Origin of the sequence: Streptomyces alboniger (genome assembly GCF_008704395.1) — a bacterium.
GTDB lineage: Bacteria > Actinomycetota > Actinomycetes > Streptomycetales > Streptomycetaceae > Streptomyces > Streptomyces alboniger.
Window position 1 is genome coordinate 5376380 of sequence record NZ_CP023695.1, and the last position, 18521, is coordinate 5394900.

19 protein-coding genes are annotated in these 18521 nt (G+C 72.5%); 8 read left to right on the forward strand and 11 right to left on the reverse strand.

The genetic code is table 11. From position 1 onward, the window contains the following. The first annotated feature begins 381 nt into the window (after positions 1 to 381). The 5 genes from CP975_RS24175 to CP975_RS24195 are packed head-to-tail and all read left to right on the forward strand — an operon-like array spanning position 382 to position 5845. Entirely contained in the window at positions 382 to 3063 is a 2682-nt protein-coding gene (locus CP975_RS24175) for a sensor histidine kinase (protein WP_150477961.1), read from the forward strand. An 8-nt stretch (positions 3064 to 3071) separates the two neighbouring features. After that, the gene (locus CP975_RS24180; RefSeq protein WP_055533550.1) at positions 3072 to 3569 is read left to right on the forward strand and encodes a roadblock/LC7 domain-containing protein; all 498 of its coding nucleotides are present in this window, start codon (positions 3072 to 3074) and stop codon (positions 3567 to 3569) included. Next, on the forward strand, positions 3566 to 3985 hold the full coding sequence (locus CP975_RS24185) for a DUF742 domain-containing protein (RefSeq protein ID WP_055533548.1): 420 nt from the start codon (positions 3566 to 3568) through the stop codon (positions 3983 to 3985). The genes CP975_RS24180 and CP975_RS24185 overlap by 4 nt, the downstream gene beginning before the upstream one ends. Further along, positions 3966 to 4583, forward strand: coding sequence for a GTP-binding protein (locus tag CP975_RS24190; RefSeq protein ID WP_055533547.1), 618 nt, complete (start codon positions 3966 to 3968; stop codon positions 4581 to 4583). The genes CP975_RS24185 and CP975_RS24190 overlap by 20 nt, the downstream gene beginning before the upstream one ends. Before the next feature lie 23 nt (positions 4584 to 4606). Then, on the forward strand, positions 4607 to 5845 hold the full coding sequence (locus CP975_RS24195; RefSeq protein WP_055533545.1) for a styrene monooxygenase/indole monooxygenase family protein: 1239 nt from the start codon (positions 4607 to 4609) through the stop codon (positions 5843 to 5845). Here the strand turns inward: CP975_RS24195 and CP975_RS24200 are convergent. From CP975_RS24200 to CP975_RS24215, 4 genes are all read right to left on the reverse strand, one after another. Further along, a complete protein-coding gene (locus tag CP975_RS24200) occupies positions 5815 to 6975 on the reverse strand; it encodes a C40 family peptidase (RefSeq protein WP_150477338.1) in 1161 nt (386 codons plus the stop codon). The two genes, CP975_RS24195 and CP975_RS24200, sit on opposite strands and share 31 nt — an antisense overlap. Positions 6976 to 7188: 213 nt before the next feature. Further along, entirely contained in the window at positions 7189 to 7464 is a 276-nt protein-coding gene (locus CP975_RS24205) for a hypothetical protein (protein ID WP_055528534.1), read from the reverse strand. 25 nt (positions 7465 to 7489) lie between these two features. Beyond that, positions 7490 to 8215, reverse strand: a complete 726-nt coding sequence (locus CP975_RS24210) for a TetR/AcrR family transcriptional regulator (RefSeq protein WP_055528536.1) — start codon at positions 8213 to 8215, stop codon at positions 7490 to 7492. Between the two features lie 82 nt (positions 8216 to 8297). After that, entirely contained in the window at positions 8298 to 9236 is a 939-nt protein-coding gene (locus CP975_RS24215; RefSeq protein WP_055528537.1) for an AurF N-oxygenase family protein, read from the reverse strand. Between the two features lie 169 nt (positions 9237 to 9405). Here CP975_RS24215 and CP975_RS24220 point away from each other — a divergent pair, with 169 nt between their 5' ends. Next, on the forward strand, positions 9406 to 10515 hold the full coding sequence (locus tag CP975_RS24220) for a ferritin-like domain-containing protein (RefSeq protein ID WP_055528539.1): 1110 nt from the start codon (positions 9406 to 9408) through the stop codon (positions 10513 to 10515). 28 nt (positions 10516 to 10543) lie between these two features. Continuing rightward, on the forward strand, positions 10544 to 10855 hold the full coding sequence (locus tag CP975_RS24225; RefSeq protein WP_150477339.1) for a Uma2 family endonuclease: 312 nt from the start codon (positions 10544 to 10546) through the stop codon (positions 10853 to 10855). Here the strand turns inward: CP975_RS24225 and CP975_RS24230 are convergent. From CP975_RS24230 to CP975_RS24260, 7 genes are all read right to left on the reverse strand, one after another. Next, complete coding sequence (locus CP975_RS24230; protein WP_055528540.1) at positions 10833 to 12302, reverse strand: peptidoglycan D,D-transpeptidase FtsI family protein; 1470 nt, start codon at positions 12300 to 12302, stop codon at positions 10833 to 10835. The two genes, CP975_RS24225 and CP975_RS24230, sit on opposite strands and share 23 nt — an antisense overlap. After that, positions 12299 to 13663, reverse strand: a complete 1365-nt coding sequence (locus CP975_RS24235; RefSeq protein WP_055528542.1) for an FtsW/RodA/SpoVE family cell cycle protein — start codon at positions 13661 to 13663, stop codon at positions 12299 to 12301. Before CP975_RS24235 ends, CP975_RS24230 begins: the two co-directional genes overlap by 4 nt. An 85-nt stretch (positions 13664 to 13748) precedes the next feature. Further along, the gene (locus CP975_RS24240) at positions 13749 to 14099 is read right to left on the reverse strand and encodes an SH3 domain-containing protein (protein ID WP_055528543.1); all 351 of its coding nucleotides are present in this window, start codon (positions 14097 to 14099) and stop codon (positions 13749 to 13751) included. Between the two features lie 94 nt (positions 14100 to 14193). Beyond that, positions 14194 to 15498: a sensor histidine kinase gene (locus CP975_RS24245; protein WP_055528544.1), complete on the reverse strand. Its 1305-nt coding sequence runs from the start codon at positions 15496 to 15498 to the stop codon at positions 14194 to 14196. Further along, positions 15495 to 16217: a hypothetical protein gene (locus CP975_RS24250; protein ID WP_055528545.1), complete on the reverse strand. Its 723-nt coding sequence runs from the start codon at positions 16215 to 16217 to the stop codon at positions 15495 to 15497. The genes CP975_RS24245 and CP975_RS24250 overlap by 4 nt, the downstream gene beginning before the upstream one ends. A 50-nt stretch (positions 16218 to 16267) precedes the next feature. Continuing rightward, positions 16268 to 16930, reverse strand: a complete 663-nt coding sequence (locus CP975_RS24255) for a class F sortase (RefSeq protein WP_342787976.1) — start codon at positions 16928 to 16930, stop codon at positions 16268 to 16270. Between the two features lie 34 nt (positions 16931 to 16964). Next, positions 16965 to 17495: a hypothetical protein gene (locus tag CP975_RS24260; protein ID WP_150477340.1), complete on the reverse strand. Its 531-nt coding sequence runs from the start codon at positions 17493 to 17495 to the stop codon at positions 16965 to 16967. 215 nt (positions 17496 to 17710) lie between these two features. On the opposite strand from CP975_RS24260, the gene CP975_RS24265 reads away from it, so the two are divergent. After that, the gene (locus CP975_RS24265) at positions 17711 to 18520 is read left to right on the forward strand and encodes a nuclease-related domain-containing protein (RefSeq protein WP_055529561.1); all 810 of its coding nucleotides are present in this window, start codon (positions 17711 to 17713) and stop codon (positions 18518 to 18520) included. Position 18521 lies beyond the last annotated feature (1 nt).

Here is an 18521-nt window from a genome sequence, read left to right on the forward strand (position 1 = left end):
GGCGATGCGCGACCACCACTCACCGGCACTGGAAGTGTCAGGTGCCGTAACCGGGGGCGCGCTCGTGTTGACGGATCGTCACCCGGGCCCAAGGGCAGACGAAAAACAGGAATGCGAGCACCGGTGCAGAAGATGCGGCCTCGGCGTAAAGGCAAGCAGACGGCCCCGGAAGGGGCCACGCCGGGCGCGACCACCCCGACCGGCCGTGCGCCCGAGCGCACGGCCACGGACCCTGCGGCGGGCCCCGTGGGCTCGGCGGCCCCGGCGGCCCCGGCAGGGGTGGACGCGGTTTCCGGGCGGGACGCGGTCTCCGGGCCGGACGCCTCCGCCACACCCGACCCACCCGAGCCGTCCGCCGCGGCGGGGCCGGACGAGCCCGACATGACGCCCACACCCCCGGCCGGGGACTCCGCCAAGGCGGCCGCAGCGGCCGCCGCGGGCGTCAACAAGAAGCCCACCGCCCGCGTACGCAACCGGCTGATCGTCGCCGTCGCGGTCGTGGCCGCCGCGATCGCGGGAGCGGGCGCGCCCGCCATCGTCGCCGCGTCCGGCCGGCTCAACGACACCCAGAGCCTGGTGACCCTCGCCGAGCACACCCAGCAGGCGGTCTCCCTCGGGCACTCGCTGGCCGACGAGCGCGACGAGGTCACCTCCTTCATCGCCGCCGGACGCCCCCAGGGCAAGGGCCTCTCCCAGAGCCGCAGCGCCCGCGTGGACCGCCAGATCGACGAGCTGCGCGGCGCCGACGCCCCCGCGGGGCTCCGCGGTGAGCTGGCCGACATCGCCGCCGTCCGCCGCTCCGCGCTCACCGGCAAGACCACCGCCCTCGAAGCGCACGAGGCGTATACGAAGGTCATCACCGAACTCCACGGCCTCACCCGTGACCTGGCCGAGCAGCTGCCGCCCGAGGTCAACAGGGGCGCCCTCGCCCTCGCCGACCTCGACCACGCCGTCGAGCAGGCCGCCGCCGCCCGCGGGCTCCTCCTCGCCGCTCTCGCCGTGCCCCGCTCCACCACCCCCGGGACCGACCCCGTCACCGGCCTCCCGGCCACCGGCGCGGACGAGCCCCCGGCCGCGGGCAAGCGCCGCGACGGCCTCAGCGCAGCCGCCCAGCGGGCCCACATCCGCGAGCTGGCCGCGCTCGCCGACTTCCGGGACGCCGCGGGCGAGTCCGACCGCACCACGTACGACTCGACCGTCACGGGCGCCGAGGTCACCGCCGCAGAGAAGTACCTCTCCCGGCTCACCGACCAGCCCACGCTCTCCGCCGCCGAGCTGAGCTACGACCGCAAGAAGCTCGACGCCGCCCTCTCCGCCCGCATCGAGACGATGCGCGGCGCCGAGTCCGCGCTCGGCGTCGAGCGCACCAAGCGGCTCGCCCAGCTGCGCGACGACGACGTCACGGCGCTGGAGATCCGCGTCGCGCTCGTCGGCGTGCTGCTGCTCGTCGCGGTCGGCGTCACCATGGCGATGGCCCGCTCGCTGACCCGCCCGCTCGCCGTTCTGCGCCTGGGCTCCGCCCGCCTGGCGACCGAGCCCGCGCCCCAGGAGCCGATCCGCTTCACGGGCCGCGACGACGAGTTCGCCCAGGTCGTCCGCTCCGTCAACGCCCTGCACGGCCACGCCGCCGCCCTCACCGAGCGCCTGGCCACGCTCGAAACGGACCGCAAGCACCTCATCGGCAAGCGCCGGACCATGGCCGACGAGCGCGACGCCCTGCGCGCCGAACTCGCCGAGGCATCCGTGCACTTGGAGCGCGTACGCCAGTCCATCCACGGCACCTTCGTCAATCTGGCCCTGCGCACCCTCGGCCTGGTCGAGCGCCAGCTCGCCGTGATCGAGAACCTGGAGGACCGCGAGCAGGACCCCGACCGGCTCGCCACGCTCTTCAAGCTCGACCACCTCGCCACGGTCATGCGCCGCCACAGCGAGAACCTCCTGGTCCTCGCGGGGGCCGAACACGGCCACCAGCACCCCGGCCCGGTCCCGCTCGTGGACGTCGTACGCGCCGCCGTCTCGGAGATCGAACGGTACGAGCGGGTGCGCATCGCCGCGCTGCCGCCGCACGCGCACATCGCGGGCTTCGCCGCGGACGACATCAGCCACCTCACCGCCGAACTCCTGGAGAACGCCACCTCGTTCTCCCCGCCCGACGCCTCCGTGGAGGTCTCCGGATGGCTCCTGGAGAGCGGCGAGGTCATGCTCTCCGTCCAGGACGAAGGCATCGGCGTCACCCAGGACCGCATGCGCGAGCTGAACGCCCGTCTCACGGACTTCGACCCCGACGACGCGTACGACCAGGAGAGCGGGGAGGGTCTCGGCCTCGGCCTCTACGTCGTCGCGCGGCTCGCGGCGCGGCACGGGGCCCGGGTGCGGCTGCGGGAGCAGAAGCAGGGCGGTGTCGCGGCGGTCGTGGTGCTGCCCGAGCCGATCCTGGCGGAGGCCCCCGCGTCGGCCACGGCGGTCACCCCGCCGCGAGCCGGTGAAACCCTGGTCCACCTGCCCGGATCGGAGGCGGAGGCCAACTCCAACGTCATCCCGGGGCGGTTGACCGGTGCACCCGGTGCCGACCAGGACCCGCTGATCGAGGCGGCGGAACGGACGCTGGAGACGGCCCTGCCGACGCCGGCGGAGGAGGAGCCCGCGCCTTCCGCCGAGACGACCATGGAGCTGACCGCGCCCGCCGCCCCGGAAGCGAAAACGGAAGCAAAAGCGGAGCCCGAGCCGGAGCCCGAGCCCGAGCCGAAGCCCGAACCCGACGTGGCCCCCGCGCCACCCAAGTGGGAGCGCGTCACCGACAAGGGGCTGCCCAAGCGCACCCCGAAGATCACTGCGCCCGTGGCCGCCGCGCCCAAGCAGCGCAGCGGTTCCGTGGATGCCGAAACGCTCCGCCGCCGCCTCGGCGGCTTCTACCAGGGCGCCCAGAGCGGCCGGCGGGACGTGGAAGCGGAACTCGCCGCCGAAACGGATCCGGCGGACCCGAAGGAAACGCAGCAAGGTAACGCAAAGAACGCAAAAGACGCAGACGTAATGGGGGACTCAGTCGAGGAGGCAAGCAGTTGACTGCGCCCATGCGCACGCCCAGTTCTTCCGCCGGACCCGCCACGTACGGCCTGAGCAGTGAAGCCCGCAATCTGCACTGGCTGCTGACGAACCTCGTGGAGGAGGTGCCAGGGATCCTCTCCGTCGCGGTGGTCTCCTCCGACGGACTGCTGCTGCTCTCCTCCGATCCCGGGCGCAACGCCGAGCGTCCCGCCGCGAACCCCACGGGCCCCCGGGGTTCCAGCGCCGACCTCGCCACCATCGTCTCCGGACTCGGCTCCCTGACCATCGGCGCCGCCCGGCTGATGGACGGCGGTGGGGTCAAGCAGACCGTGGTCGCGATGGAGGAGGGCAGCCTCTTCGTCATGACGGTCAGCGACGGCTCGCTGCTCGGCGTGCACGCCACCCCCGACTGCGACATGAGCGTCGTCGCGTACCACATGGCGCTCTTCGTCGGCCGCGCCGGGCACGTCCTCACCCCCGAACTCCGCAGCGAGCTGCGCAAGTCGATGGAGAGCGCCCGATGAGCGGCAGCAGCCGTAAGGCCCCCAAACTGCCGCAGCGAGGCGGCGGCCGGAAGCCCGCTCGCGTACGCCCCTACTCGCTGACCGGCGGGCGGACCAGGTTCGGTCACGTCCTGCTCGTCGAGACGTTCGTGGCGAGCCACCCCGAGCTGGAAGCCGCCGAGGAGCGCCGCGAACTGCCCAAGGGCACCCTGTCGCGGGTCATGCCGGAGATGCGGGCGATCGTCGAGATCTGCCGGCGCATGCGCACGGTGGCGGAGATCGCGGCCCTCCTCAAGATCCCGCTCGGCGTGGTCCGCGTCCTGCTCAGCGACCTCGCCGACCAGGGAAAGATCCGCGTGTACGGAACGGGCCACGGCCCGGGACAGCCCGACCGCGCACTGCTGGAAAGGGTGCTGAGTGGACTCCGCCGTCTCTGAACTCCTCGCGAACGAGGGTCAGTTGCAGGCCTGGCAGACGGACAGGTCACGGGCCCCGATCGCCACGAAGATCGTGGTGGCCGGCGGCTTCGGCGTCGGCAAGACGACCCTGGTGACCGCCGTCTCCGAGATCACGCCCCTCCAGACGGAGGCGCTGATGACGCAGGCGAGCGCCGACACCGACGACCTGAGCGGGACACCCGGGAAGACGACCACCACGGTCGCCATGGACTTCGGCCGCATCACGCTCGACGACGACCTGGTGCTCTACCTCTTCGGCACGCCCGGTCAGCAGCGCTTCTGGTTCATGTGGGACGACCTGGTGCGCGGCGCGATCGGCGCCGTCGTGCTCGCCGACACCCGCCGCCTCTCCGACTGCTTCCCGGCGCTCGACTACTTCGAGAGCTGCGGCCTGCCGTACATCGTGGCCGTCAACCACTTCGACGGCAGCGAGAAGTTCGAGGTCCCCGATGTGCGCGAGGCGCTGACGGTGCCGCCGCACATACCCGTGCTGATCATGGACGCACGGCAGCGGATCTCGGTCGTCGAATCGCTGCTCGCCCTGGTCGGCCACGCGCTCGACGTCACCCCTGAGTAAGACCTGAGTAAGAGAAGGACCCCATGCGGAAGATACTTGTCGTCGGAGCCGGACAGTCCGGGCTCCAGATCGCTCTCGGGCTCCAGGCGCAGGGATACGAGGTCACCCTGATGTCCAACCGCACGGCGGACGAGATCCGGTCCGGGCGGGTCATGTCCACCCAGTGCATGTTCGACACGGCGCTCCAGCACGAGCGCGACATCAAGGCGAACTTCTGGGAGTCCCAGGCCCCGAGGATCGAGGGCCTCGGCGTCTCGGTCGCCGGCCCGGACTCCTCCCGCGTCATCGACTGGGTCGGCAAGCTCGACGGATACGCCCAGTCCGTCGACCAGCGCGTGAAGATGGCGGGCTGGATGGAGACGTTCGCCCAGCGCGGCGGCCAGCTGGTCATCCACGGCGCGGCGGTCTCCGACCTCGACTACTTCTCGCGCGCCTACGACCTGGTGCTCGTCTCGGCGGGCAAGGGTGAACTCGTCTCGATGTTCGAGCGCGACGCGTCCCGCTCGCCGTTCACCGAGCCCCAGCGGGCCCTCTCGGTCGCCTACGTCCACGGGCTCGGCCCGCGCCCCGAGCACCCCGAGTTCGACGCGGTGCGCTGCAACCTCGTGCCCGGCGTCGGCGAGCTGTTCGTCATGCCGACCCTCACCACGTCCGGCCGCGCGGACATCCTCTTCTGGGAGGGCATCCCCGGCGGCCCCCTCGACGTCTTCCAGGGCGTCAAGGACCCGAGCGAGCACCTGGCGCTGACGCTGGAGCTCCTGGAGAAGTTCCTGCCGTGGGAGTACGCGCGCGCCACGAAGGTCGAGCTGACCGACGCGGGCGGCACGCTCGCCGGGCGGTACGCCCCCACGGTCCGCAAGCCCGTCGGCCGGCTGCCCGGCGGGGGTGCCGTCCTCGGCGTCGCGGACGTCGTCGTCGCCAACGACCCGATCACCGGGCAGGGCTCCAACTCGGCGTCCAAGTGCGCCGCCTCGTACATCTCCTCCATCGTCGAGCACGGCGACAAGCCATTCGACGAGGCGTGGATGCAGTCGGCCTTCGACCGCTACTGGGACACCGCGCAATGGGTCACCAAGTGGACGAACGCGATGCTGGGCGCGCCGCCGGAGCACGTCCTGAACATCCTCGGCGCGGCGGGTCAGCTCCAGCCGGTCGCCGACCGGTTCGCGAACGGCTTCAACGACCCGTCCGACTTCGAGAACTTCTTCTACGACCCGGACAGGGCCGCCGCCTACCTGGACTCGGTCGCGTCCGGGGCCTGATCCCCGCTGTAGCCCAGGTCGCTGCCCGAGGTCGCCCCCTCGGGCAGCTTCGGCGGGAGGTACCCCCGCATCGGCCGGCCCCGGGGGTCGGGCCGCACCGCGCCGAGGACCGGGTTGGCCGCGATCGGCGACACCTTGATGCGGGCGCCGGGGCGTGGCGCGTGGACGACCCTCCCGTCACCCAGGTACAGCGCCACGTGCGTGGCCCGGGGGAAGTAGACGACGAGGTCGCCGGGGCGCAGCTGCGACAGCGGAACACGCCGCAGCTCGGCCCACTGCTCCTGACTGGTGCGGGGGATCTCACGGCCCGCGCGCGCCCAGGCCCGGTACGTGAGCCCCGAGCAGTCGTACGCGTCCGGGCCCTCGGCGCCCCACTCGTAGGGCCGCCCGATCTGCCGCACCGCGAAGTCGAGGGCCCTGTCGCCCTGCCGTGAGGGCGCCCGTGCGGCCCGGCTGCCGCCGAGCGCGCCGGACGCCATGAACTCCCGCTGCGCCCTCGCCGTCCCTGCGTCCTCCGCCTCCCGCAGGGCGTCCAGCTGGTCCGGAGTCAGCGCGGAGAGCAGCTCCTGGACCTCCTTGAGCTGCCCGCCGACCTTGTCCCGCTGCTTCTTCTGCCGTGCCGCCAGGGCGGTCTGCGCGGCCAGCGCCTTCTTCGCCGCCCTGGCCAGCGCGTCCGCCCTCTGCTCGCCCTCGGCCAGGCGCTCCACGGTGGCGGCGCGGCCCGCGGCCACCCGCTGGATGACGTGGCCCTGGTCGAGGGCGCGCTGGGGGTCGCGGGCCAGCAGGAGGCGTACGTAGGGGGAGAGGCCGGCGGCGCCCTGGTACTGCTGGCGGGCGAAGCGGGCCGCGTCGCCCCGGCCGTCACGCACGGAGGCGCGGGCCCTCGCCAGCTTCTCGGCGAGGTCCTTGGACCTCGCGCGCTGCTCCTTCAGCTTCTCCTCGGTCGCGTTGTACGTCTCCGATGCCTCTTCGGTGGAGCGGTACAGACGCTGAAGGTCTGTCAGCAGCTCGGCCACGCGGCGGGTTTCTGGCCCCGGGGCCGCCTGGGCGGGGGGAGTGGTCGGTGCGGTCGCGCACAGGGTGCCCAGGGCTGCGCCTGTGCAGGTCCAGCGGAGCAGCCTTTTTGACACGACATCACCTCCGGGGCGCGGAGGCGCTTCCTCCGTGCACCCCGAGCATCGGGGGCCGGTGCGGGGTTCGCCTCCCGGCGGGGGCGGGCGGTGGAACGGGGGTCACTCGTCCAGGGGGTGGCGGCGTGGGGGGTTGCGTTGCATCACTGCGGGTGCTTCGTGGCTGGTCGCGCAGTTCCCCGCGCTCCATACGGGGCGCTCCTGGCGGGGCGCTCAGGATCTTGTCGGCTTCGACCAAGGCCACTTCAGGGCCGTGTCCTTTTCGCCCTCCGGGGCGTACTCGTACTGCCACCTCGGGGTGAGCGTGCGGCGCTTGGACGTCGTTGCTGCTGGTACGCGGCGGTAGACCAGGACCGTCGGGGGGCCGCCCGCGTCGTCCGGTACGGGGACGCGGTAGGTCTTCGGGGGGTGGCCGGTCGGGCCCAGCAGGACCGGGAGGACGCGGCCGTCCAGGGGGCCACCCACGAAGGGGGTCTCTTCGCTCTTCACGGCACCAGTGTCACACCACGCGGCGTCACAGCAGGTGGGCCGCGTCGGCCACCACGGGCAGCACGCGCCGCGCGAGGCCGCCCACCGGGCCCTCCTGCCGCTCCAGGGCCAGCGCCCACCGCACGACCGCCGCCGTCTGCGGGTCGCGGCCGGCCGTCGTCACCAGGACCGCCATGAACTGCTCCACCAGCATGTCCCGCAGGTCGTCGAGCGGCGGCTGCTTCTCCTCGTCGAGCCAGATCAGCGAGGCGGCCTCCACCGCCGTGATCCACATCCGTACCGTCATCCGCAGCCGCGGGCCCGGTTCCGGTACGTCCAGGTGGGCGAGGATGTGCTCGGCGGCGGCTCTGCGCACGCCGTCGACTATCGCGGTGGTCCGTGAGGTCTCCACCACGCTGCCGCCCTGGAGCAGCGCGCTGAATCCGGTGTCGTGCTCGTCGACGAAGGCCAGGTACCGGTCGAGCGCCCGGGAGAGCCGCTGGGTGAGCGGGCCGTCCGGTGGCTCGGCGAAGCACTGCTCCAGCTCGTCGGCGGCGGACCGCAGCGCGGCCTCGTACAACTGCTGCTTGCCGCCGGGGAAGTAGCGGTACACGAGCGGCCGCGAGACGCCGGCGGCCTCGGCGACGTCGTCGAGGTTGACCTCCTCGGGCGCGCGGTGTGCGAAGAGGGAGAGCGCGGAGTCGAGCAGCTGCCGCCGCCGCGCCTCGACGCTCAGGCGGCGGTACGCACGCGTGCTGGCAGGCGAGGTCATGCCTCGCAGCGTAACTCGCCCCGCGCCCTTTCAGAGGCGGGAGGAACCGCGCGAGCAACCACACGCGGCCCGCAGCCAAGCGCTACGCCAGCAACCCGGAAGACCTCCAGAGCCGCCGCCCCACCCCCCTCATCACGCCGATGTCGTCCAAGAAGTCGGTCAGCCGCTTCGCCCCCGTCTGCATGACCTCCCGCCGGTGCCCGCTCGCCCTCACCTGCGCCACCGCCTCACGCCGGTCGAGCCCGACGTTCGTATAGACGGCGGGGTTCACGAACGCTATGGAGAAGACGCGGGCCGCCTCGCCGCAGCTGAGGCGGGTCAGCTCCCGTTCCCAGCGCGGAGCGGTCGCCATCTGGCGGCGCAACTCCTCGCGCGCGTAGCGGACATGGCGCGCCTCCTCCACCACGTGGATACGGGTCACGCCCCGGACGAGGGTCTGGACGCGCTCGTCCGGGAACGTCAGCCGCTGCATCCAGTCGAGGATCTCCTCGCCGAGCAGTGTGCAGGCGAAGGAGCCGGGCGTGGTGGAGACGGTCTTCAGGACGCGCGCGAGGTTGTGGTTGAGGCGCGTGACGGGGTACGTCGGCGCGCCGCCCTTCTCGATCATGCGCGCGAACATCATCGAGTGCCGGCACTCGTCGGCGATCTCCGTCAGCGCGTACCGCACATGCGCGCTGGTCACCGACTTGTCGTAGATGTGCCGGACGAGGAGCTGCATGAGGATGATCTCGAACCAGATGCCGAGCGAGGCGAGCGAAGCGGCCTCGTGGCGGGCCAGGTCCATCCGCTGCTCCTCGGACATCCGCCGCCACAGCGGGGTGTCGTAGAGGGAGACCAGCTCCGGCGGCCAGAACCACTTGCCCTCCTCGACCGGGGCGTCCCAGTCGAGTTCCCTGTCGGGGTCGAAGGAGTGCCTGGCGGAGGATTCCAGAAGCCGGACGGCTACTTCTTCCCGGTCCTTGAGCAGGCCGAGCGCGTCTCGCAGACCCTGGAGCGAAACGTCTTCCGTCACGGTCGTCATGACTTGTTCCTGCCTTGTCGTGGGAGGTGCGCGTGGGGGTATGCCTGCGAAGAGGGGCGGTTGCGGGTTACCGGCGGTCAACTCTTATGAGACTCCCCGTCAGTAAGGCCGTCAATCCCCCGTGCGCGACTTGTTGACCCTGCGTCCAGGAGCGTGTGAGCCTGCCCGTATGTCGACGCATGAGCTCTATACCGGGCCGCCCGGAGCGCCCGACTGGCAGGTCCCGTCGGCCGGTTCGGCTCGCTTCAGCTGGGAGTACGACGAGGGGCGCGACCGTCTCCTCGCCCTCTACCAGAAGGGCAAGGACAAGCAGTGGGACGGCACCAAGCGCATCGACTGGGACCTGGAGGTCGATCCGCTCGACCCCCTCGGCACCCCGGACGAGTCGCTGTCGCTCTACGGCACGCCCCACTGGGCGAAGATGACCGAGAGGGACAAGGGCGAGCTGCGCAAGCACTACGCCTCCTGGCAGTTCAGCCAGTTCCTGCACGGCGAGCAGGGCGCGATGGTGTGCGCGGCCCGCATCGTGGAGTCCGCCCCCGACCTGGACGCGAAGTTCTACTCCGCGACCCAGACCATGGACGAGGCGCGGCACGCCGAGATCTACGCCCGCTTCCTGCACGAGAAGATGGGGATGCTCTACCCCATCAACGACAACCTCCAGTCGCTCCTCGGCGACACCCTGCGCGACTCCCGCTGGGACATGCCCTACCTCGGCATGCAGGTCCTCATCGAGGGCCTCGCGCTCGCCGCGTTCGGCATGATCCGCGATACCACGGACAAGCCGCTGCCCCAGCAGATCCTGGCGTACGTCATGCAGGACGAGGCCCGGCACGTCGCCTTCGGGCGGATGGCGCTGCGCGACTACTACAAGCAGCTCACGGACGCGGAGCTGCGCGAGCGCGAGGAGTTCGTCATCGAGGGCTGCTACCTGATGCGCGACCGGTTGCGTGGGGTGGAGGTCCTGGAGAACTTCGGCATCCCCAAGGCGCAGGCCGAGGAGTACAGCGAGCAGTCCGAATTCCTCGCCCTGTTCCGGCAGCTGCTGTTCAGCCGCATCGTCCCGTGCGTCAAGGACATCGGCCTGTGGGGCAAACGCCTTCAGCAGGCGTATGTGGACATGGGCGTCCTCGAACTGGGCGACGCCAGCCTCGACCAGCTCATGACCCAGGACGAGGAGATCGCCGAGAAGCTGGACGCGGAGCGCTTCGCCGCCGAGGAACGCGAGCGCGTGACGGAGGTGCGGGGCGCGATCGCGGCGGGCGGCGCCCCGGACTGAGGTCGACGCGGCGTGCGCCGGCCACTCGATGGGCGGGCGGTTCGGTGTTCCCGCTGGGTACGCTGGCCGTACCAGGCAAGGTCTGCCCCATGGGAGCACGCATGAGCGCCGCACGCGAGCGGAGGACCGGGACCGCGAGGTCAAGCCCCGCAAGTACGCCGAGGCGGGCATCCCGCACTACTGGCTGGTCGAACAGAACCGGGGCCTTCCCGTGGTCTACGTCTACGAACTCGACCCCCTGGCCCACTCGTACAGTCTGGCCGGGATTTTCCACGACCGCCTCAAGCTGACGGCCCCGTTTCCCCTCGACGTCGACCTCACCGCGGTCCGCCGCCGCTGAGCGCCGCCTCCATCACGGCCTTCGCGATCGGGGCCGCGCTCCCGCCGCCGCTGATGTCACCGCGGTCCGCCGACGCGTCCTCGACGACCACCGCCACCGCCACCGAGGGCTCCGGATCGTCGGCGCCCTGGGCCCAGGAGACGAACCAGGCGTACGGCGTACCGGCGTTGTCGACGCCGTGCTGCGCGGTGCCGGTCTTGCCGCCCACCGTCGCTCCCGGGATGGCGGCGTTCGCGCCGGTGCCCTTCTCGACGACCTCCGTCATCATCTCGCGCAGTCGCACCGCCGTCCCCGGGTTCATCGCCTGGCGCAGTGTCCTGGTGCCCGTCGTGTCGACCACGTCGCCGTCGGCCGTGGTCGTCCTTTCCACCAGGTGGGGCGACTTGACGGAGCCGCCGTTGGCGACGGCCGCCGAGACCATCGCCATCTGCAAGGGCGTCGCCCGGGTGTCGTACTGGCCGATGGAGGAGAGCGCGAGCTGCGCCTTGTCCAGGGAGGTGTCGAAGGTGCTGGCCGCGACGGGTGAGGGGATCCGCAGCCCGCGGTCGTTGAACCCGAAGTTCCTCGCGGTGTCCACCATCGCGCTCAGGCCCGTGTCGACCCCGAGCTTCGCGAAGACCGTGTTGCAGGACCACACGAAGGCGGTGCGCAGCGAGGCGTTGGTGCAGCCGTCCACCTCGTTGGTGAGCTGCGTGCTGGTACCCGGCAGCGTGTACGGGCTCGGGGACTTGGTCGGCTCGTCGGGATCGGTCACGACCCCCGCGTCCAGCGCGGCGGCGGCCGTGACCACCTTGAACGTCGAACCGGGCGGGTAGGTCTGGCGGATCGCGCGGTTCAGCATCGGCCTGCTGGGCCGGCCGTTCAGCTCGGTCCAGGCGTCCGCCACCGGCCGGCTGGTCCCGGAGAGCCGTTCCGGGTCGTACGACGGCGCGCTGACCAGCGCGAGGATCTTCCCCGTCGCCGGCTCGACCGCCACCACCGCGCCCCTCTTGCCGCCGAGCCCGGCATAGGCGGCCTGCTGCACCGGGGCCCTGATGGTCGTGACGACCTTGCCCCCGGGGTTCTGCGCGCGCGTCACGTCGTTCCACAGCGGGAGCGGGGCGAGCATCGGGTCGGTGCCGGAGAGGATGTCGTCCTCGGCTTCCTCCAGGAAGGAGGTGCCGTACACCTGGGAGGCGAAACCGGTGACGGGGGCGTACAACGGCCCGTTCTTGTACGTACGTTCGTAGCGCAGCTGCTCCCCGGTGTCCTTGGAGCCGGTGACCGCGCGTCCGTCGACCACGATGTCGCCGCGCGGCTGCCCGAAGCGGACGATGGCCTGGCGGCGGTTGGCCGGGTTGTGGTCCAGGGAGTCGGACTGGACGACCTGGACACGCGTGGCGTTCACGAGGAGGGCGAGGAGCAGCAGCGCGCAGAACGCGGCGGCGTGCCGGATGCAGCGGGTCACCGGACCGCCTCGCCGACGGGCTGGCTGCGGGCCGAGTCGCTGACCCGGATGAGCAGCGCCACGATGATCCAGTTGGTGACGACCGACGAGCCGCCCTGCGCGAGGAACGGCATCGCCATGCCGGTGAGCGGGATGAGCCCCGTGACACCACCGGCGATCACGAAGACCTGGAGGGCGATGATCGAGGCGAGCCCGACCGCGAGCAGCCGCCCGAAGGGGTCGCGCAGCGCGAGCCCCGCGCGGTAGCCGCGCTCGACGAGAAGGGCGTAGAGCAGGAAGATCGCGCAGAGTCCGGCGAGGCCCAGCTCCTCGCCCGCCGTCGCCAGGATGAAGTCGGACTTCGCGGCGAAGCCGATGAGGATGGAGTGGCCGAGCCCGAGGCCGGTGCCGAGCATCCCGCCGGCGGCGAACGCGAAGAGGGACTGGGCCAGTTGGTTGGGGCCCTCGCCCGCGTCGATGGAGGCGAAGGGGTGCAGCCAGTCCTGGACGCGGCTGTGCACGTGCGGTTCGAGCGAGCCGACCGCGAACGCGCCGAACGCGGCGAGGAGCAGGCCGACCGCGATCCACCCGGTGCGGCCCGTGGCGACGTACAGCAGGATCACGAAGAGGCCGAAGAAGAGCAGCGACGTGCCGAGGTCGCGCTCCAGGACCAGGACGCCGACGCTCAGCAGCCAGATCGCGACGAGGGGGCCGAGGACGCGCCCGGTGGGCAGTTGGAGGCGCCGGAACCTCCCCAGGGTGCGGCCCGTGTGGGCGAGCGCGGTGCGGTTGGCGGCGAGGTAGCTGGCGAAGAAGACGGCGAGCAGGATCTTGGCGAACTCGCCCGGCTGGATGGAGAACCCGCCGAACCTGATCCAGATCCTGGCCCCGTTCACGGCCGGGAAGAAGATCGGCACGATCATCAGGATCAGCGCGGTGACCACGGAGAGATAGGCGTAGCGCTGGAGCACGCGGTGGTCGCGCAGGAGGAGCACGGCGGCGGTGAAGAGCGCGACGCCGATGGTCGACCAGACCAGCTGGGCGGGCGCGGCCTCGTCGTTCGGGGTCTCCAGGTCGAGGCGGTAGATGAGCACCAGGCCGAGGCCGTTGAGGAGGACCGCGATGGGCAGCAGCAGCGGATCGGCGTAGGGGGCGCGGAAGCGGACGGCGAGGTGTGCGAGGAGCGCGAGCACACCGAGCCCGGCGCCGTAACCGGCGGCGCCGGGCGGGACGGTGCCGTTCCTGGCGAGGCCGACGTCGCAGTAGCCGTACACGGACAGCAGTACGGCGACGACCAGCAGGGCCAGCTCGGTGCCGCGGCGCCGGGGGACACGGACGGCGGGGACCGCGGGGGGTGCGGTGCCCGCTCCTGTTCCGGTCATGCCCGGAACGTAGCAAGCAACCCGCCCTCAAGTCCGCTTATGTCGTCTATGTCGGCCGTGCCGAACGGCGGGGCGGTGCGGGCTCTCAGCACCAGCGCGGGGACTTCCCGATGGTCGCGATGTAGTTCGCGGAGCCCCAGGCCCAGGTCCCGTCGGTGAGCAGGTACCAGAGGCTGGTGCGGCCCACGCGGTCGCCCTTCGTCTTGCAGTAGATGGTGACGACCTTGCCGTGGGGGACGCTGCGGACCACGCGGCTGCCGCGGGTCGGGGCGGTGTGCAGCAGCAGCCCGGACTTGGCGGTCACCCGGCCCTTGTAGACGGGCGGGTGGCTGTTGCCGTCGTCCTGGGCGGCGGCGGGGCCGGTGACGGTGAGCGCGGCGAGGGCGCCGCCTGCGGCGAGTATGCCGAGCCGGGTGGCGATGGTCCGCGGGGACATGGGGCCTCCTCGTGGGAAGTCGGGCGAGCGGCTCATGACGATGGGTCAAAGGCCGCAATTCACACTTAAAGCGACACCCTGGGCCTGCACAAGCTCACGTACCGCTTTCGGGCCCCTCCGGCTCGTCCCCGTCGGCGCACTCCTCGAAGGGCAGCCGCAGCGTCGCCACCGCCCCGCCGTCGGAGGCGTTGGTGAACGTCAGCCGGGCCCCGAGGACCGCCGCCTGGCCGAGCGCGATGGTCAGCCCGAGGCCGTGCCCCTTGCTGGTGCCCTCGGTGCGGAACCGCTGCGGGCCGTGCTCCACCAGGTAGTCGGGGTAGCCGTCGCCGTGGTCCCGCACGGTGACGACGGGCCCGTCGACGGTCACGAGCACCGGCGCCCGCCCGTGCTTGAGCGCGTTGGCGACGAGGTTGCCGAGCACCCGCTCCAGGCGCCGCCGGTCGGTCTCCACGCAGACATCGCGTACGACGACCAGCTCCGTGCCCTCGCCGGAAACCCGCACCACCCGCTCCGCCAGTGGAGCGAGGTGATGGGCGTCCAGGTCCACCCGCTCGCTCCGCGCGTCGAGCCGGGAGATCTCCAGGAGGTCCTCGGTCAGCGTGCGCAGCGCGGCCACCCGGTCCCGCACCAGCTCCGTGGGGCGCCCCGGTTCGAGCAGCTCGGCCGCCGCGTGCAGCCCGGTCAGCGGCGTCCGCAGCTCGTGCGCCACGTCGGCGGTGAACCGCTGCTCGCTCAGCAGCTTGCCCTGCAGCGAGGAGGCCATGGTGTCCAGCGCCCCGGCGACCGCCGCCACCTCGTCCTGGTGCCGGGCGGGGCCCTTCGTGCGCGGGTCGTTGACGCGCGCGTCGAGGTCGCCGCGGCTGATCCTCCGGGCGACCTGCGCCGTCAGATGCAGCCGCCGCGTCACCCGCGTCACCGCGAACGCGCCGACCAGCAGCGTCGCGCCGATCGCGAGGACGGAGGAGCCGAGGATCGCCCGGTCGAGCCCGTCGATGGTGCGGGCGCCCTGGGCGTAGTCGACCCGGACGGCGATGGCGCGGTGTCCGTCGGCGGGCCCCGCCGCCCACATCGTCGGCCGGGACTCGTGGGTGGCGACCATCGTGCCGCGCTCCCCGCTCAGCGCCAGCTCGCGCAGCGCGGCCGGCAGGCCCGCCGGGTCCACGCCCACGCCGGGACCGAGCCGGTCGCCCGCCTCGTAGCGCTCGGTGGCCTCCGTCAGGCGGTCCAGGGCCTGCTCGCGGGCCTGGCCGACGGTCTGGTTGGTCACCGAGACGTGCACGAACGTGCCGAGCAGGGCCGCGAGCGCGCAGCACATGACGGTGATGAAGACGGCGGCCTTCCAGGTGAGCGTCGCCGTCCAGGCGGGAAGCCGCGGCCCGCGCGGCTGTCGGTGGCTCATCGCCCGGCGCTCGCGGACGGGGAGACCCGGGGCTTCTTGGGGCGCGGGCCGTGCGAGGAGCGCACGATCTCGTCCCGCGTGGGCAGCATCGTCTTCTGGTGCGCGTCCCAGGACCAGACCGTGTGGTACTCGTACCCCGGCAGGCTGGAGACGGCGCGGATGATCAGGTCGCGCCCGGCCAGCTCGACGCCGAGCACGGCGTCGCTCATCTCCATGATCTGCGTCAGCTGCCTCTCCTCCTCGGCGTAGACGCGGATGTCGAGGTTGTCGTCGGGTGTGGAGACGCCGACGATCAGGTCGTCCTTGCGGTCCCCTGTCAGATCTCGGTAGTACGCCTTGAGCACCGGGCACCGCTCCCGCGCGCCGGAGTCGTCCTCGGCGCAGGCCTTGAGCCGCTCGACGGTCTCCTGGTACGAGGCGTCCGAGGGGTCGTACGTGCCGGGGTTCTGGTCGAAGTCCGCGCGGACGACGTCGGCCGGGTTCACCTTGCGCAGGTCGCCGCCGGGCACCTTGACCCCCTTGACCCGCACGCTCTCTATGGCGCCGTAGTCCTCGGCGGGCGCGGACGGCGGGGGCAGGTCGGGCCAGAGGTGCGTCGGGCCCTGGGCGGTGGGCGTCGCACCGGCGCCGCGCAGCCCGCCGGGGTCGCCGCAGCCGCCCGCCAGCGCGGCGGCGAGGGCCGCGAAGACGGCGGTGAGCGCGAGCCGGCTGCGGTTCACTGCACTCCTGCCTGCCGCGGGCGCGGCCTGTCGTGGTGCCCGGCGTGCTGTCAGGACACCAGGTCGGCGTAGAGGATGATGTTGTCAGACCGGTGACCGCCGACGATCGGCCCACCGCAGGTCAGCAGGCGCAGCTCGGGCCGCCCGGTCGCCCCGTACACCTTATGGGTGGGGAAGTCCTTCTTGTCCACCTGTTGGATCTCCCGCACCTTGAACGTGGCCGTGTCGCCGTCCGCGCGCGGCACCTGGATCTTGTCGCCGACCCCGACCTTCGCGACGTTCCTCATCAGCGCCGGGCCGTTCGCGGTGTCGTAGTGCGCGACGATCACGGCGGCGCCCTTCTCGCCGGGGGTGACCCCGCCTGTCCACCAGCCCGGCTCCTCCGCCTTGTCCACCGGCGGCACCTGGAGCTCCTGGCCGGCGTCGATGCCGAGGTCGAGCATCGACGTCGCGTCGACGCCCGCCGCCGGGATCCGCAGGCCGGTGGGCCTGGACTTCTTCAGCGGGGCCGGGGCCCGGCCGGCCTGGGCGGTGGCGGCGTTGTCCACCTTGACGTCCGGGGCCGGACGGCCGCTGCCGCCCTGGCCGCAGGCGATCAGGCCGATGCCGAGGGCGGCCGTCAGGGCCGCGACGGCCGCGATACGGCCGGTGCACGGACGCCGCCGGTCCGGCTCGCTGTGGGGGCGGGGCCCGAAATCGGTGGGGGTGCTCACGGGGACTCCTGGGGCAGTGGGGGCAGGGAGAGGGTCAGGAGTCCGTGCGGCCGCGCCGCAGCATCGCGAAACCGAGGCCCGCGGCACCGGCCGCCGCCATGGCGCCCCCGGCCACCAGGAACGCCGGGTCGCCCGTGCCGCGCACCCCCTCGGCGCCCGCCTCGACGCCGCCCCTCGGGGTGCCGGGCCCGGCGCCGCTCCCACCCTTGAGGTGCGTGATGCCGATGTGTCCGTTGGACGGGTACAGCTCGTACCGCACACCGCTCTCGGTCACCGTGGAGTGCCGGGCGGAGAGAGTGGCGATCTGCTCGCCCTTGACCGAGATCGTCGCCACGTACGAGCTGTCGCGGTGGCGCACCTCCGCCTTCGCGCCGTTGCCGAGGGTGACGTCGTAGACGTCGTAGACGTCATAGGGTTCGGCGGCCGGCCGCGTCGCCGTCGCCGTCGCTGTCGACTCCCGCGCCGGGGTGTCCGCGAGAGCCACGGCGGCCGGCGCGAGCAGCGCGCCGCCGACGAGCGCGGAGAGGGCGGCGGTGCGGAGGAGGGCCTGGCGGTGGGTGCTCACGGACGTTCCTAACGGTCGGGCGGCTGGGCGGCAGGACGCTTCGACGTTAGGTGTCCGCCATTGCGGCGGTTCGGCGGCCGCGTAACAGCGGGCCATAGCTGTGCGGGCGATGCTGTTACGGGACCGAGGGGAGGCCGGCCGCCGGGCTTGCGGGGAGGACGGGTCCTTGCCCCCGGCGGCAGCGGGCTGGTCCCATGGTCGAGGGGTGATGCGGCATGAGCGGACTGCGCGTCGTACCGGCCTGGCGGCACGGGCAGGAGCGGTTGTACGTCTGTCTCGCGGGCGGCGGGAACGTGGCGTGGTACGACCGTGACTCGTCCCGCGTGAACCTGCTCAGCGAGGACCGCGAGGCCGATGTCCTGCGCGTCCTCGCGCCCTTCCTCACCGGCGAGGTCACGGTGGGCCCGCCGCCGGTCCCCACCTCCGTCGAGCTGACCCGCCTCGCCCTGCACCCCGACGACGACCTCGCCCCGAACCGCCCCGGCGAGGCCCTGCACATCGCCCTGGACCGCGACCGGGCGCCCGCGCGCAGGCTGCGCCCCGACCCCCGGCGCCGCGCTCTCGCCGCGGAACAGGCGGTGGGCGAGGCCCTGGACGGGCTCGAAGGAGCGGGCTGGCGCGTACTGCACTCCCTGCCGCTGCCCGGTGGCGCCCGCATCCACCACCTGCTGATCGGCCCCGGGGGCCTGTTCTGCGTCGCCGCCCTCGCCGTGCGCAGGCAGCGGGTCCGCATCGCCGACCCGATGGTGACGGTCGGCCGCGCCGCCCCCGTTCCCCTGCTGCGCACGCTCCGCGCCGACGCGGGCCGGGCCTCGTTCGCGCTCACGGCCGAGGTCCGCCCCGTCCTGGCGCTGGCCGGGACGGGGGCGGCGGACCCGCCCGTCACGCCGCCGCCGCGTGATGTGCGGGTGCTGCGCGAGGCGGACCTGCCGACGCTGACCCGTCTGGGCGGCGTGCTGAAACCGGCCGACGTGGAGGCCCTGCACGCCCTGGCCAGGGACCGCCGCACCTGGCAGCGGGTCTGAG